This window comes from Jeongeupia naejangsanensis, from assembly GCF_016865585.1.
GTDB classification, from domain to species: Bacteria; Pseudomonadota; Gammaproteobacteria; order Burkholderiales; family Chitinibacteraceae; genus Jeongeupia; species Jeongeupia naejangsanensis.
Genome location: NZ_JAESND010000007.1, coordinates 14,092 through 31,589, shown reverse-complemented (window position 1 = coordinate 31,589; position 17,498 = coordinate 14,092). Strand labels below are relative to the sequence as shown.

The following is a 17,498-nucleotide window of genomic DNA, read 5'->3' as shown; positions in this document are numbered from 1 at the left end:
ATTCATCCCTTGTTCGCGTTTTTCGCGTGCTGATCCACATGAAGTTTCTGGGCGGCCTGGCGCAGCTGCGCCTTGAAGCCGCTGGCCGTCTTCGCCGCGGCTGGTACTTCCGGTTGCGGTGCCGGCGCGTCGGCCAGATGCTCGCGCAACGGCGCATAGATCGACGGGTCGGCCAGCAGGCCGTCGGCGCTCAGCGAGGTGCGGCCGTGGCGGTAGGTCATCCATGCAAGATCAAGGTCGCTGAGCCGCTGGCTGCTGCGCACCGCCTGGGTCACGAACTGGCCGTTGACCTGCCCCAGCTTGGCGCCGATCGACGCGCTCTGGATTTCCGGCGTGAGCCAGTTGATCGACGTCGCGTTCAACGGCCGCGAATCGATCAGGTGCTCCATGTTTTCATCGCGCACCACCGGCGTGACGAACACCCCCGGATCGACATCGGGCAACTGGCCGTTGCGGTCGCCGAGCTCGTCAACCGGCCGGTAGTACTGGTCACCATCAGGCCCAGTCGGATTGACGTCCGGCGGCGGCACATACGGCGCCGGGATCACCAGCTGGATCACCAGCGTTGCCTGGTCGGTCGCGCCCAGCTGGTCGCTGATCGTGTAGGTGAAGTCGTCATGCAGCAGCGGCCCGAAGCCGGCAGCGGCCAGCACCTCGGGGTTGCTCATGTCGATGTCGTAGCGGTAGCTGCCGTCGGCGTTGAGCACGAGGGTGCCGTAGCGGCCTTTCAATGCCTGGCCAACCACGCCGTCGCTGCCCTGCCCGGTTTCGGTGCCGGTACGGACCTTGACCACGGTCAGCGCATCGTTGGCATCGACATCGCTGTCGTTCGGCAGCACGTTGCCGGTCCCCTGCGGCGACGGCTTGTCACCGTCCGCCAGGCCTGCATCATCGCGTGCCACCGGGGCATCGTTGGCGCCCTGGATGCTGACGATCAGCCGCGCCGTCACCGTTGCGCCCGCCGCATCGCGCATCTCGTAAACGAACACGTCCGACAGCGGCTGATCGCTGGCCCGCAGCGCCTGAACCGCCGCGTTGGCGTTGTCGACCGCATAGGTGTACGAGCCGTCGGCGTTCAGCGTCAGCCGGCCGTAGCGGCCGTTCAGCCCGGTGCCGGCATCGCTGCTGCTGCCCGCGTCATTGATGAAACGCACGACCTGCCTGGTTTCGCCATTGGCGATGCTGTCGACATCACTGTCGTTGTCGAGCACGTTGCCGCTCGGGTCGACGCCGGCGCTGCCGTTGGCAACGCCGCCTGCCTCGACTGCCGTGGCGTGATCGTCGCGCGCTACCGGCGTGTCGTTACGACCGTCGATGGTAATCCGCAGCTCGGCGCTGTCGTCGGCGCCCCAGATGTCGTTGATCGTGTAGGTGAACACGTCTTCGAGCGTCTGGCCGCTGACGCGCAGGGCTTCGACCTCGGGCAGCGTGTTGTCGACCTCGTAATGCCAACTGCCGTCGGCGGAGATCGTCAGCGTGCCGTAGCGCCCCTTGAGCGCCGTGCCGACGCTGCCGGTGGTGCCGCTGCCACCGGCTTCACCGGTACGGATATCGACAACGGTCAGCTTGTCCCCTTCCAGATCGGTGTCATTGCCGAGCACATTGCCGCTGGGGTTCACGCCGGCCTGACCGTTGGCAACGCCGGAAGCCTCGATCGCCTGTGCCGCGTCGTTTTCGGCGTTCGGCGCATCGTTGCGGCCGATGATGGTCAGCGTCAATTGCGCCAGATCGCGCAGGCTACCGCCATCCTTGACCTGATAGGTGAACACGTCCCTGACCGTCTGCAACGGCTTGAGCGCCAGCAAGGTCGGGTTGTTGGTGTCGATCTTGTACTCGTAGCTGCCGTCGGCATTGATGAACAGCGTACCGTACAGCCCCTGGATCTGTGTCGCCACGCCTGCGTCGACCGAATCCAGCGTGCCGCCATCGGCCTCGGCGCCAACGCGGATGCCGCTGACCAGCTTGATGTCGTTGGCGTCGACATCGGTATCGTTGCCAAGCACATTGCCCTTGGGGTTGATCGCGACCGACTCCCCATTGTCGGTGACACCGAGTGCACTGTCGTTGACGCCGACCGGCGCGTCCCACGCACCGTGAATCGGAATCAGCAACCGTGCCGTAGCTGGCGCACCGGCCGCATCGACGATCTGGTACTCGAAGATTTCGTTGAGCTGGTCGCCCGGCTTCAAGGCCTGGACCGCGGCCAGATCGTTATTCAAAACGTAGTGATAGCTGCCGTCGGCGCTGATCGTCAGCGTGCCGTACTGCCCGGCCACGGAGACCGGGCCGGTGCTGCCGACGCTGGAACCGAGATTGCCGGACAGGTTCAGGCTTCGGGCATTGGTCACCACGCGGGAGTCACCGGCATCGACGTCGCTGTCGTTGCTCATCACGTTGCCGATCGCATCGACCCCGATCGCGTTGTTGAAGGTGCCGCCCGCCTCGATCGTCGGCATGCCGATGTCGAGCGCAACCGGGTTGTCGTTCCGGCCTTCGATGGTCACCGTCAGCGTTGCCGTGCTGGTCGCGCCAGCAGCATCGCGGATCGTGTAGGTGAATACCTCGGTCAGCGTCTGCCCGGCCAGGCGCAGCGCCTGGACCCGCGCGTTGTCGTTGTCGACAACGTAGCGGTAGTTGCCGTCGGCACCAAGCGTCAGCGTGCCGTAGTCCCCGGCCAGCCCCACGCCCACAGTGCCGTTCCTGCTGCCGAACGCCACCCCCGAGACGGTCATCGTTTCGCCGTTGGCGGCGGTATCGACGTCGCTGTCGTTGACCAGCACGTTGCCGGTCGGATCGACACCAAGAATGTTGTTGTTGACGCCGCCGGCCTCGACCGCCCTGGCGTCGTCGTTCTGCGCCACCGGGGCGTCGTTCGCACCGGAAATCCGGATCGTCAGCGTGGTGAAACTGCCCTGGCCGTGCGCGCCGTCGGTGTCGATGACCGTATAGCCGAAGGTATCGACCAGCGGCGTCGAGCTTGCCAGCAAGGCCTGTACCGCCGGCATGCTGTTGTCGACGCGATAGCTGTAACTGCCGTCGGCCTTCAGCGTCAGCCAGCCGAACTGGCCACGCAGCTCGGTGCCCAGCGTACCGACGGTGCCGCCGGCGGCATCGCTGCCGGTACGGACATCGAGCACCGCCTTGGTTTCGCCTCTCGAGACACTGTCGACATCGGTATCGTTACCGAGCACATTGCCGGTCGGATCGACACCCGGTGCATTGTTGCCGACGCCACCGGCCTCGCGTGCCTCTGCCGTGTCCACCACGCCGACCGGATTGTCGTTCTTGCCGGCGATCAGGATCACGATCGTCGCCGAGTCGAAACCGCCCTTGCCGTCGCCGATCGTGTAAGTGAAGTATTCGACCAGATCGTTGCTCAGCCCACGCAGCGCCTGGACGGTCGGGTTGCTGTTGTCAACGACGTAGCTGTAGTTGCCATTGGCATCGACGGTCAGCGTGCCGTACAGGCCCACGACGCCGGTACCACCCACGCCGCTACCGTCGATCACCGGCAGGCCGTCGGCCTCTTTGCCGGTCCGGACACCGTAGACGGTGATCGGGTCGCCATCCGGGTCGAAACTGCTCGCCGTGGCGTCGCCTCCCGGATTGATCCCCAGCGTGCCGTTGGCTTCGCCGCCGGCCTCGATCGCAATCGCGCCGATGTTCTGTGCCACCGGCGGATCGTTGACACCGTGAATGGTGATGACGATCTGCGCCAGATCGGTCTGGCCGCCCGGGTCGCGAACCGCATAGGTGTAGACCACGGTCTTGGTCTGCCCTGCACTCAGGTTCTGCAGCTCGGTATTGCTGCTGTCGACATCGAACACGTAGGAACCGTCGGCGCCGATGCGCAGGCTGCCGTAGGTAGTGACGATTTCGGTGCCGTTGGCCGATGTCGTGCCCGCCGTGACCGCAGTCAGGCTGCCGGCATCGCCCTCGGCGCCGACACGGATGCCGCTGACGGTCAGCTGCGCGCGCGTGTTGTCGATATCGCTGTCGACGCCGGTGCCCGAACCGGTGTCCGGATGGCTCGGCTGGTTGATCACATTGCCCGAGGCGTTCAGTTCCTGCCCCGGCATATTGGTCGCCGCGACCTGGGCATCGTTGCTGTCGTCGGTGGCGACCGGCGCATCGTTCGCGCCCTTGATGGTGATGTCCAGCCGGGCGTAGTTCAGCAGGCCGCCGGTATCGCGCAGCAGGTAGGTGAAATGCTCGACCAGCACGTCCCCGGTGTTCAGCTTCTGTACGTCGGCATTGGCGTTGTCGATCACGTAGGTGTACGTGCCGTTGGCATTCAGCGTCATCGTGCCGTACTTGCCGACGACGACGACCGAGGTGCCGTTGCCGATCAGGGTCAGATCGGCGACCGCCGTGACTTCGTCCGGCTGCATGTTGGTCAGCGCGAAGATGCTGCGGCCGTCACCGGCATCCGGGTCGGTATCGTTGACGAACACGTTACCGCTTGCGTCCTGGCCGCCGCTACCGTTGTTGGTGCCGCCCTTCTCGATCGCCTCGCCGACATCATCGCCAGCCAGCGGCGCGTCGTTGGCGCCCTGGATGCTCACGGTCAGCGTCGCGCCCGAGGTCGCACCGGCCTTGTCGGCAATGGTGTAGTCGAACGTTTCGGTCAACGGCGGACTGGACGGCAGCAAGGCCTGCACGGCCGGCAGCGAGTTGTCGACCACATAGGTATAGCGGCCGTCCGACTGGACGATCAGCTTGCCGTACAGGCCCTGGATGGTTTGCGAGCCACCATCGGCCACCGTGGTCTGCGCCGCTCCGCCGGTCCCGACGCTGCTCACGCGCAGCACGTCCTGATTGGTGGCGATATCGACGTCGGTGTCGTTGGCGAGCAGGCTGCCGCTCGGGTTGACCCCCGCCTTGAGGTTGTCGTGGCCGCCGGCCTCGACCGCCTGTGCGCTGTCGTTGTTGGCCACCGGGGCATCGTTGACGGCGATGACGGTGATCGCCAGCGTGTCGGTATCGGTCAGGCGGTCGGCGGCTTCGCCCGGCGTGCCGTTGCCGTTGGCGTCGCCGAAGTTGCCCAGGTCATCGGTGACGATGGTCAGCGTATCGCTGCCGTTGAAGTTCAGGTCACCCTGATAGCGCAGCAACGCCAACGCAGCGTTCAGTACGTCGGTGTGGCCGGTCAGCACCAGCGTTTTGGTACCGGCGCCATTGATCGTCAGGCCGTTGACGGTGCCCGCCAGCGACAGCGTGCCGTTGACCACGGTCAGCGTGATCTGCATGTCGCGCGAATTGGCGGCGACGCCCGAGTCGACGTCGACGTCGCTGACGCTCAGCCCGGTGATCGCGATCGGCGTGTCTTCGTTGCCCGACGCGGTCGTCGTGGTCAGGTGATTGACCGGCGCGTCATTCTGTTCGACATAGCCGACGTTGGCCTGCGAACTCGCCGCATCGCCGAGCAGGATCCTGATCTGCCCCAGCGGCGTCGACGTGTCGTTGTCGATGCGCACGCGCAGATCGCCGAAGTTGCCGGTGCTCAGCGCCGTGCTGGTGTCGACGTCGATCTGGTAAGTGCCCTGCGGCAGCACGCCGAAGCGGTAGTTGCCCGAAGCGTCGGTCGTGGTCGTGAAGACCAGATTGTCGGCGCTGGTCGAAATGTCGCCGTCGGCACCGGCCCACGTCAGCTTGACCGTCACGCCGGCCAGCCCCGGGCCGTCCGGCACCGCGCTGCCGGTCGCGCTTTGCGTGTCGTTCCACAAAGTGCCGCTGACAATCCCGAGACCGGCACCGTCGACGCGGACGTAGTTGTTGACGCCGCCGCTGTCGTTGCGCTCGCCGCTGGCGCTGCCATCGGCGCCGACCGACGAACCGCCCCACTGCGTGAACGACTCGGGCAGGCTGCTCCACGCCAGTCGCGCATCGGTACTGGCAATCGTCGTGGCATTGGGCAGATCGATCTGGTAGACGAACTTGACCGATGTACCGGCAGCCAGCTTGTCGAAATGCACCGACACGCCGTTGCCGCTGACCGTGGCGCTGAAACCGTACTCGGGCGGAATCGCCGTGCCGTTGATGTCGTACTGGACGCCGTTGATTTCGACGCGCACGCCGGTGGCGTTGCTGCCCTGCGGGTAGCTGTCGGTCAGCACCACGTCGTAGGCATCGGCGTTGCCGGTCTGGGTAAAGCTCAACGTCACCGTGGCATTGCCGGTACTCGTACCCGGCTTCGGATCGAAGGCGGTGACGGTCTTGTCGAGCGGACCGAAGTTCGGTTCGACCACTTTTTCGTGCAGCGTTTCCACCGGCGACAGGCTGGTACTACCGGAGAAATCCCGGAACTGCACCGCCAGCGGCGCGGCGATGGCGCTGCTGTCGGCGACGTTGTTGACCCGGACGTTGAATTCGAGCGACAGGCCTTCGAAGTCGGCGTCCTGATCACGGTTGATCAGCGTGCCCAGATGGAAAGTGATGACCTGCCGTCCCTGCGCATCCGTCGTCACCTCGATGTAGGCGCCGTTGAGCACCGCGGCCGGTTTGGCCCCGGCCAGCTGCGGGTCGATCATCGCGGCCGCGCCATGCGTCTGGTTACCGGTCAGGTTCAGCGTCCCGGACGTCGTCAGGTTGAGCTGGTCGGACGAAATGCCGAGCTGGTTGGCGATGAAGGCCAGCAGCACCGTACTGTCGCCCTCGACCAGACTCAGGCCCTTGTCGAGCGTGACGCGGATGCTGTAATCGTCGGTCTGGCCTTCGGGCACCAGCGAAACGACGCGGTAGCGGATGATTTCGCCGACCGCGACATTCTCGCTGTCGGCATCGGTCGGCGACGGCGCGGCGGTATCGCCCAGCCCGCCGACACGCGACACCAGCAGTGCCTGGGCGATCCGCTGGGTATAGGTGCTGTTGACGGTGTAGTCGTTGAGCGCACCGCTGTTCAGTGTGCCGTCGGCACCGGTCCGTTCGCCGGCCGGGTCCGCTGCCGCATTGTTGCTGCCGTTCAGGCTGGTCCAGCTGACCGAGGCGGTGTTGCTGAAGGCGGTTTCGCTTGCGGCGGCCGAAGTGACGATGCCCGAGAAACGCAGCGTGATGCTGCCGCCCTTGACGATGTCGATGTTGGCGCCGCTGACGGTACGCAGCACGCCGTTGACGATCTCGAAATCGACGCTGCCGTTGTTGGTGGCGCCATTGGCGTAGCTGACGCTGATCAGCTGATAGTTCATCAGCTCGGGTGGCAGCACGTCGTTCAGCCGGATGTCGAAGGCATCGTAGTCCGAGCCCGCGGTACCGTTGCTGATCGTCAGGACGTACTCGACCTTGTCGCCGGCGTCGACGCCGATCGCCGGTGCCGTCACCAGGGTCGTCTGGCTGACCTGCAGGGTCGGCTCGACGATGGTGACCGTCGGCTTGCTGCCGGAAGCTGCAATGGTGCGGTCGGTGGCCGTGCCGCCGGCGGTGTCGCCATCGGGATCGCTGAACACGACGCGGACGTCGTTGCCGTGGGTCACGCCGGCCTGATTGCCGCTGACGTTGTTGGCGATCAGCCGGATCCGGATCACGAAGCTGTTGTTGCCGACCACGTTGTCGGCACTGGTCGTCGCCGCGCTGAAGGTCCAGCGTGCGTCGACGCCATCCTGCCCCAGCGTGCCGGACACACCGGTCATGCTGCCGACGGTGACGTTGCCGTTGAAATCGGCACTCAGCGCCGCACTGCCCGCGGCGGTGGTGATCAGCGCATAGCCGACACCGTTGTAGCTGGTATCGAGCCGCATGCCCGGCGGGATGAGGTCCTCGACCCGCAGGTTCTGGATGCCGCCTTCGGGCAGCGTCACGACGATGTCGTAATCCATGCCCTCGCCGATGACGAGGTTGCTGCCTGTGGTGTGGCTGGCGGTCGAATCGCCGTTGTCGAGACTGCCGCCGCCGAAGACGACGCGAACGGACGGCGAGGCGACCTGCTCGCCGGCCTTGTCGATCACGTCGACCGGGGCGAAATCCTTGCCGTTGTTGACGCTGGCGTAGTTCGTCACCGCACCCGCGCTTTCCAGCGTGGCCGCGGCGGCAATCGCTGCGTCGGCGCGCACGTCGTAGCTGATCACGACGATATTGCTGCCGTCGGTATCGGCCGCAGTACCGGCGCGGCCGGCCAGCAGGCTGCCCTGCCCGCCGGCATCGAGGAAGGTGATGACGTTGCCGGACACGCTGTAATCGACACCCAGCTGCAGCTGCGTGCCGTCACCGCGATAGATTTTCAGATTGGCCGCGGCGAGCGAGCCGCCGTCGAAGCTCAGGCCGGCCGGGATGTCGATCCGCACGGTCACGTCGAACGCATTGCCGCCGCCGGAGTTCTCGATCGCCGTCGCCAGGCGCAGCCTGTCACCGGCATCGATACCGGTAATGTCTCCGTTGACCGCCGTCAGGTCGGTGATCCTGCCGGTGAACGGTGCACCGCCGGATCCCGGGGCGCCCCAACTGCCAGTCGTACCGGTGATCGTGCCGTTGCTGCTGCTGACGACGCCGTGGCGCACGTCGAGACTGGGCTCGGCGATCGACTGGATCGTCACCGCGTCGGACGAGATCAGCGGCGTGTGATTGATCGTGGTCTGCTGGTTCGACTGCGCCAGCACGGCCAGGCTGCGCTGGTCGGCAAACGGCGCGTCGCCGACGCGAAGCGTGAATTTCAGCGCAATCTTGCTGCCCTGGGCCGCGTTGATCGCATAGTCGCCGAAATCGAAAATGACCGAGTTGCCGGGGCCGGAACGGACCGTGAACGGACCGAGATTGGTGTTGCCACCGGGGCCGCCGACCAGCTCCCACTGTCCGGCACCGCTGCCGTTGCTCCAGTTGATCGTCGACACGTCGAACAGCGGTAGCGGCAGGTAGGCCGTCAGTGTCAGGTGCTCGTAGTCGCCGGTGACCAGATCGTAGTTCAGGTCGAAGGTAACCAGATCGCCGGGGCGCAGCTCGCCATTGGCCGGCGGTGCGCCACCGTTGACCTTGTCGATGTCGATGTCGATGGTGCTCGTCGGGATCGTCACCGTAGTCGACGAACCGTCGGTTTGCGCGCTGCCGGACAGATTCAGCCGGTCCAGCAGGACCGTGGCCGACACGCTGGCGTTGTTGCCGACCGCGTCGCCCTCGTTGATTTCCTTCTGGGTGTAATTGCCGGTGTAGCTCTGTGCGATGACCGCCGTGTACGCGATCAGTGCGCCGGTTGCGCCTTGCAGCACATCATCGAACGCCAGATCGCCGACCAGTGCGCCCGCCTGCCGCGCCTGACGGAGCGATGCCTTGATATCGAAGGTGATCGTGGTGACGCCATTGGCGTCGGTCGAGCTGGTGTAGATCAGGTTGACCGTCTTGGTCACGCCGTCGACCACATAGCTGAAGGTCGGCGTACCGGTCAGCGTCTGGCCGTCAGCCAGCGTATCGACAATCTTGAATTCACCCTGATTCAGGATGTTGCCGCCGAAGGCAAAGTAGTCCGAGATCGCCAGCTGCAACGAATAGCTCAGCGTATCGCCCGGCGTCAGCCCGGCGCTGCCGGTATCAACCTGAATGGCCGCGACCTTGTGCAGCGTGATCGACTTGGCCACGAACGACGCGTTGTTGCCGGTGCCGCTGCCGGTGAAATCGACCGGATCGCCCGAAGCCAGCCGGTCGCGCGGGTCCAGCGGCTGCCACTTGCCGGCGGCCTGCGGCGTGCCGAAGGTGATCGTGCGCGAACTGCCGGTGTTGGCGTCGAGTACGGCCGAGCCACCGTTGTCGCTTTCGGGCACGTAGAACTGCACCACGATATTGCCCGGCGCGCTCAGGCTGGCGTAGCTGACCGTATAACTGCTGATGAACACCGTGTCCGAATTGATGGCGGCATCGATCAAGGCCGGATCGGTCAGTTTTACGCCATTGCTCAGCGTGACCGACGTCAGCTTGCCGCCCGGGCCCGGGTCGATCTTCGTCACTTGAACCTGATCGGGCACGGTCTGTGTAACCGTGACGTTGCTCAGTGTCTGCCCATCGGCCGGCCTGACCGTCACGGTTTCCGAATGCACGTAGTTGGGGCCGGTCGGCGTCTCGCCTTCGGGCATGTCGACCGACTGCGTCAGCGTCACCAGCGTCGGATGCACGGTAAAGCTGTGCAGCGTCTGCTCGATCCGGCTCGGGTCGACCGTCGGGTTGTTGGCCGAGTCGTTGCCGTACTGGAAGCCCGCACGCGCCTTGATCACCAGATCCGGACCGCCCGCGCCGCTGTTGTCGTATGCGGTATCGGCCAGATTGCTCAGTGCGGCAGTTACCTGGATGCCGACAATCGGCTGATCCTTGCCGATGCTGCTGAACGGCACCTGCAGCACCACCACCTGATCGCCGGCGCGCATGCCGTAATCGGCGGCGTTGAGTACGATCGACTGACCGAGGTTGTCCTTGGCCAGCGGGTGCGTTGCCTTGCCCGAGGCGTCGAACGTCAGCACATAGGTCTGGATGTTCTGGCCCAGGTACGACGCCGCGACGAAAGACACGCCGTCGTCGCCATCCTTGCCGGTCTTGGGCAGGAACAGGTCGATGTAGGGCGCGTAACCCTCCTGCGTCGACGGGTTGGTGAAATTGAGCGTGAACGTCAGCTGGTCGCCGATCAGCGTGTCGGTCCCGCCGCTGGTGAAGCCGACCGTCGGGCTTGCATCGGCCAGCAGGCCGCTGAAGCTCGCCAGCGCCCGGTCGCTCAGCGCCAGTGCCTTGTCGACATCCCCGCTTCTGACTTCCAGCGTCCAGTTGCCGCCAGCAGCAGCATTGCCGGTATCGTCGCTCGAGGCGCCGACATCGGCCCCGGTTTCCTTGGCGAGCAATTGCACCAGCGTGCGGCCGGCATCGCCGGCGCCGATATTGCAACCGTAAAGCTGGATATCGGCACCGCTATTGAGTTGCGCGCGCCAGCTGGCCAGCGTGTCGGCCGATTGGCGTACAACGTCGTTGGTAAAGACGCGATTGCCCAGATCGAATTGACCACTACTGCCGTGCGAGAAGATCTGGATCGAATCGACCTTGCCCAGACTGGTCAGGGCCTGGCTGATTGCCGCCAGCGCATCATCGCCAATGTTGACGATGATGGCCTTGCTATTAGCCGGCAATTGCGCCAGCAATGCATCGCGGTTTTCAAGTCGTGCGTCGATCACCACCAGATTGCGCGGCGACGGTGCGGATGCCGGTACATCGCGCGGTTCGGCCACGGCGGCCGGCCGGGTGACGGCCGCCGCATCACCACCGGCGTGGTGCTGTTGATCGACGGCCACTGCGGCGGCGCCGTCAAACAGGATGCGGGGCTCGAGCACCATCGCCAATGTCGTCGGCCGCAAAATACGCGCGGCTCGCTTGCCAGTCCGGCTTGCCTCAGATTCCACGACGATCTCCACACGATTTTGGTCAAAGCAGACTAAGCATATAGCATACGTTAATTGAAAATACAATACATGATTGCACGCAAATGCAATGGCGAAAAAATATAAAAAGATCAAGAAACAACATTGCCATCAACTCCAAATTCCGCATAAGAAGCACCGGTTTTGACAACATGAACGGATCCAGAAAAAAATAAAACAAAGGTAATATCCATCGCAATGGATGGCATAGGAATCGACGGCGCATCTGGCATTTAATATAAATGGGAGGACATGAAAAAAGAAATCCTCAAAAACAATCGTATTTGCATATTCCCTTCTCAGGCAACATTTGCTGATTAGTGCATAACGTGCCATGCCCCACACCCCCGTCACGTGCAGGCGGATCGATTCGGATGATCAAAAACAATCGTTCGACAGCACCGGTAGCATCAGCGGATACCTTCTCCCGCCGCTCGCGAAAGAATTTTGACAGGCCATATCGACAGCAGCTGTGCGCGAAAAACCGAAATGGCACATTGATGGCATCCGGCTGCATTGGCAAAAAACACGATGGCTGCATTTCGCTTTCTGGATAGAAACACCGGCATCAAATGACTAGTATCCGCCACGGCTTGCCGGCGAAATCGCTCCACCGCTCATGACGCACGATCCAATCGTACGGTCGACACGCGCGGCGACGCAGTCCCTTGGATCTGCTGATCGCCACCCGCCGAAAAAAACCGGACGCACCCTATCCTGCCGGCAGCATCGCTTGATTCGGCATTGACCGGCGCCGCGGGCTTTCGTGATGCGACCGGTAGTGCAATCCGCCATGCCCGCGGTCGGTCACCAAACGGGAAGCACGGTAACGACACCGGCCAGAACCATATTCAAAACTGTTGATTGCGTGCACAGCCCGTCAATCACCTACACCGGGGAACCCATTTCATGCGCCTTGCCCATGACCGCATTTCACCCAAGCGTGGATCAACCACGCTGGACCGCCTGTGCAAGCCGGCACGGCGGAACGGCGCGCTTGTCCTTGCAGCAGCCAGCCTTGGCCTGAGCGCTGCATCGGCAGGCGCAGCCGGCCTCCTGTTCTACGAAACCGGCGGACCTGAAATCGGTCTGGCCGGGGCCGGCCAGGCGACTCGCGCACAGGATGCCACGACCATTCTCGGCAACCCGGCGGGCATGACGCATCTGGCCGGCGACCAGATCAGCGTCGGCACGCAGCTGCTGCTCGGCAACAGCGAGTATTCGATGTCCGACGACGCACTGCTCGATGGCAACAACCCGGGCAACGTACTGTCGCCTTTGCCGTCGGCCAGCGTGTTCTACAGTCACTCGATCGACGACCGGCTCAAGGTCGGTATCGGCGCCTACGGCAATTTCGGCCTCGCCGCGCATTACGGCGACTGGGCGGGCTCGGGTTTCGTCAAGGACGCCGGGATCATCGCGTTCAATGTCCAGCCGACCGTGGCCTACCGCGTCAACGATCAATGGTCGGTGGGTGCCGGCATGGGCATCAGCTATGGCTACTTTGCGCTGAATCGTGATGCGGCCGGTGGCGAGCAGAAGGAAAAGGACTACGACTGGGCGGCGAACGCGCATCTGGGCCTGCTGTACGACCTCGATGCACGCACGCGCTTCGGCCTCACCTATACCAGCGAGACCAGGTACGACTTCGCCATCGACCCGCAGCTGTCGTTCAACCACTCGATCGGCGCGGCGAACATCAACCGGTCATGGGCCCTGCCGTTGGCCGCGATGGTCAACTCGCCGCAGCAGGTGATGTTCAGCGGCTATCACGAGCTGAACGACCAGTGGGCGGTGATGGGCAACCTCGGCTGGCAGGACTGGTCGCGTTTCGGCGACAGCACCATCGAAGCCGCGGGCAACGAGGTCAGCAGCGGCAACAAGCTGCAGGACACCTGGCACGCGGCAGTGGGCGTCCAGTACCGGCCGAACGAGAAGTGGCGTTTCGACAGCGGCATCGCTTACGACTCGTCGATCTACGCCAGCCAGTCCGATACCTCGCTGACGATCCCGACCGGCGCGGAATGGCGCTTCGGCGTCGGTGCGCAATACAAGCTCGACGCCCAGTCCAGCGTCGGCGCCGCATTTGAATACCTGCGCATGCAGGGCAGCGCGGTGCAGAATCCGCTGTTCAACGGCGAATTCGATACCGGCCACCTTTACTTCCTCTCCGTCAACTACGCGCACAGCTTCAACTGAGCCCAGGCTCCGCTTCGATGCACGTGCGCTTCCCCGGAACGCCGTCGGCGCATGCCGATGGCGTTCCGGATGGCAGAACACCCGCCAGCAATCCGCCGGCTCGTTGCCGGCGTTCAATACCCGATATTCGTGCATTGGCAGGTTTTATTCGCGCTATTGCGAAACAAAATACGAATGGTGAATTCGTGCCTGCACGCCTGTTTCCTGGCCAAGTGCTTCAAGCATTTCATACACAATTCATGCACCCCGTTTCTATTTGGCACACTGGTTGCATCCGTAATAACAGCATCGCCTTATATTGTTGCAAATTGCAACTATTTCACAGTTGGCCATGCCTGCCACATGTTAAGGTGTTTCAAATCTCGTCATAACCAGCGCAATAGGCAATTTCCGAAGGAGATGCCCATCCGCTCGTGCCGAATGCGGTAGCAGCCGCCCAGGCGCGGCACGCAAAGGAGCCCCTCATGAAACGTCCCCTTTCCACCTTGATGTTCGCCCTGATGACTGCATCGCTGGTCGTACCGCAACTGGCTCAGGCGCGTGACGGCCGGGCCAACGTGAATCACGTGAACAACAATCGTGTTCATAACACCCGGACCAACGTGAATCGCGTGAACAACAACCATGTTCGCAACACCAGCATCAACCACAATGTGAACCGCAACATCAACGTCAACCAGAACGTGCACGTCGATGTCGATAACCATCACAACGGCTGGTACGACGACGATGACTACCATCCGATCGCGACCGCCGTGGGCGTGACGGCGGCCGTTGGGCTGACTGCCGCGGTGATCGGCTCGATCACCCGCACCCTGCCGCCCAACTGCGCGCCGTATCCGTATTCGGGGATCACCTACCAGCAATGCGGCAACACCTATTACCAGCCGCAGTACTCGGGCACAAACGTCCAGTATGTGGTCGTGAACCCGCCGCACTAAATCTCGCCGCAGGCCAAGGCGAGCCCCACCCGCCCTTCGGGCCACAATGATCTGACGCATGCCCCGGCACGACCGGGCCGGGCTTGCCGCGTTTGAGCCGCCCGCCACCACACGGTCTCTTTAGCCGTACAGCTGCCGGGGCCCGGTGTCTTCGCGCAGCACCGGATCGTCCTTTCCACTCGATTTCGCCGACCTGCAGCAACGCTGCCGCATTCGTAATGCGACGGTGATATAACAAACCCATACCCATAAAACTCGGAGATTCCATGTTCGACCCCAAAAAACTGGGCAAGCTGTTTTCGCGGCAATTGCTCGATGTGCTGATTCAGGCGGCACTCATCATTTCCATGGTGGTGGTGTGCTACCGCATCTTTTCGCCCTTTCTGACGCTGATCCTCTGGGCGATGATCATGGCCGTCACGCTGTATCCGCTGCACCGGAAACTGGCCCCCAAACTGGGTGAAGGCCGGGCTTCGACGGCCATCGTGATCGGCGGTTTCGCGCTAATCATCGTTCCGGTGGCGCTGCTCGCCAGTTCGCTGGCTGATTCGGTCACCGGTGCCGTGCATGCGGTGCAGAACAACGCGCTGCACCTGCCGTTGCCGCCGGAGCGGATTGCCGCCTGGCCACTGGTGGGCGAAAAGATCTACTCGGTCTGGCACATGGCCGCGACGGACCTGCCGGGGCTGATCCATTCGATGCAGCCGAAGATCGGCGACCTGTCGAAGTCGGCGCTGGGCTTCGTGGCCGGTATCGGTGGCGACATCCTCAAGTTCGTTTTTGCGCTGATCATTGCCGGCGTAATGATGGCCTACGGTGAGGCGGGCGCGCAGAGCATGGCCGCCATCGGCCGCCGGCTGGCCGGTGCCGAACACGGCGACGGCATGGTCGTGCTGTCGACCAATACGATCCGCGCCGTTGCGCAGGGCGTGATCGGCGTGGCGCTGATCCAGGCCCTGATCATCGGCCTTGTACTGATGGTGGCGCAGGTGCCGTTCGCCGGTGCGCTGGCCGTCGTCGTACTGATCCTGGGCATCGCACAATTGCCGGTCCTGCTGATCTCGCTGCCGGTGATTGCCTACATCTGGATGAGCGGCGACTACGGCACCGTGATGGCAGTGGTGTATTCGATCCTGCTGGTGATCGGCGGCATGGCCGACAACGTGCTCAAGCCGATCCTGCTGGGCCGCGGTGTCGATGCACCGATGCCGGTGGTGCTGCTGGGCGCGCTCGGCGGCATGGTCGCCGCCAGCATCCTGGGGATGTTCGTCGGTGCAGTACTGCTGTCGCTGGGCTACATCATCTTCATGCGCTGGGTTGCACTGCAGGAACCGGCCGAGGGTGAATCAGCCGAGGCGCGTCCGGAGTAAACCACCGGCATGGCACCGCCTTCTCGGGGTGCCGTGCAACGGTCGTCAGGCAGCCTCGACGCCGCACGACGCCATGAAAAAGCCCCTGCCTTCTTCCGAATGCAGGGGCTTTTTCATGGTCGGCGATTCAAGCCGGACCACCGTGCTCAACGACCGAAGAAGGTCGTCTTCTCCTTGACGTGCAGCGCCGGATCATCGACCGAGGCGACGCCGATCGCGATCTCGTGCCGCCCGGCCGCCACACGGTCCTCCGCCATGCTCAGGTGCAGCGACACCGTTTCGCTGCCACCGGCGGCAATGGCGACCGGTGCCAGTTCGGGCATCTGCAGACCGGGTAAGCCGGCCGCGCTGATCCGGTAGCGGTGCGGCCGGTCGTCGACGTTCTGGATCGTCAGCATGTAGACGTTTTCGACATCGCCGTTCTCGGCGGTGCGCGACAGAATGCCGCGATCGCGGGCGATCTCGAGCTTGAGTGGCTGGTGATTCACGAGGCCGATCGCCGATGTGCCGGCCACGGCGAACAGCACCGCCGCATAGGCAAGCACCTTGGGCCGCAACATCCGCCGGGCGATGGTCGCCCTGCCCGCGCCGGCCGCCTGCGCGTGCTCGGTGGTGAAGCGGATCAGTCCGCGCGGGTAACTCATTTTGTCCATCACGTCGTTGCACGCATCGATACAGGCGCCACAGCCGATGCATTCGTACTGCAGGCCGTTGCGGATGTCGATGCCGGTCGGGCAGACCTGGACGCAGACGGTGCAGTCGACGCACGACCCCAGCCCGTCGCCGGCGAAGTCGGCATCCTTGCGCCGGCCGCCGCGCGGCTCGCCACGCTGGCTGTCGTAGCTGACGACCAAGGTGTCGCGGTCGAACATCGCGCTCTGGAAGCGCGAGTACGGGCACATGTGCAGGCAGATCTGCTCGCGCAGCCAGCCGGCGTGACCGTAGGTGATCAGCGCGTAGCAGAGGATCCAGAACGTCGTCCAGCCGCCGACGCTCCATGCCAGCGTCGCCTGCCACAGCGGCCGGATCGGCGTGAAGTAGCCGGCGAAGGTGAAGCCGGTCCACAGGGCCAGCGCAATCCACAGCCCGTGCTTGACCGCCTTGCGGGCGACCTTGCCGGCGGACGGCGGCGCGCGGTCGAGCCTGATCCGCGCGTTGCGCTCGCCCTCGACCCAGCGTTCGATCCACATGAACATCTCGGTGTAGACGGTCTGCGGACAGGTGAACCCGCACCACAGCCGCCCCGCCACCGCCGTCCACGCGAACAGCGCGACCGCACAGAAGATCAGCAGCGCAGCCAGATAGATCAGGTCCTGCGGCAGCCAGACCATGCCGAAGACGTTGAAACGGAAGGTTTCCAGATCGAACAGCAGCGCCTGCTGGCCGTCGATCTGCCACCACGGCACCAGATAGAAGAACAGTTGCGTCGCGACCACCGCCGCGATGCGCCAGTTGCTCCAGAAGCCGTGCGCCATGCGTGCGTGGATCTTGCGGCGGCCGGCGACGTTGACCGTCGTCTCGTAAGCGGCCTCGGCCGGCACCTGAACGATGGGAATGGTTTTGCTCATCTCGTACCCGACGGGTTGTATTTATTCGTGTGTGATTGGCGAGTGCTG

5 protein-coding genes are annotated in these 17,498 nt (G+C 63.9%); 3 read left to right on the top strand and 2 right to left on the bottom strand.

Annotated elements, in window-relative coordinates:
• Positions 1–2: 2 nt before the first annotated feature.
• Complete coding sequence (locus JMJ54_RS13520; RefSeq protein ID WP_203539087.1) at positions 3–11,288, bottom strand: cadherin-like domain-containing protein; 11,286 nt, start codon at positions 11,286–11,288, stop codon at positions 3–5.
• A 993-nt stretch (positions 11,289–12,281) separates the two neighbouring features.
• Here JMJ54_RS13520 and JMJ54_RS13515 point away from each other — a divergent pair.
• The 3 genes from JMJ54_RS13515 to JMJ54_RS13505 all read left to right on the top strand — a co-directional run bounded on the left by JMJ54_RS13515 (position 12,282) and on the right by JMJ54_RS13505 (position 15,882).
• Positions 12,282–13,571, top strand: coding sequence for an OmpP1/FadL family transporter (locus JMJ54_RS13515; protein ID WP_203539086.1), 1,290 nt, complete (start codon positions 12,282–12,284; stop codon positions 13,569–13,571).
• Positions 13,572–14,035: 464 nt separating this feature from the next.
• Entirely contained in the window at positions 14,036–14,512 is a 477-nt protein-coding gene (locus tag JMJ54_RS13510) for a hypothetical protein (RefSeq protein ID WP_203539085.1), read from the top strand.
• A 266-nt stretch (positions 14,513–14,778) separates the two neighbouring features.
• Positions 14,779–15,882: an AI-2E family transporter gene (locus tag JMJ54_RS13505; protein ID WP_203539084.1), complete on the top strand. Its 1,104-nt coding sequence runs from the start codon at positions 14,779–14,781 to the stop codon at positions 15,880–15,882.
• A gap of 146 nt (positions 15,883–16,028) precedes the next feature.
• Here the strand turns inward: JMJ54_RS13505 and ccoG are convergent, their stop codons facing one another.
• Positions 16,029–17,450: a cytochrome c oxidase accessory protein CcoG gene (ccoG, locus tag JMJ54_RS13500; RefSeq protein WP_203539083.1), complete on the bottom strand. Its 1,422-nt coding sequence runs from the start codon at positions 17,448–17,450 to the stop codon at positions 16,029–16,031.
• Positions 17,451–17,498: the final 48 nt, after the last annotated feature.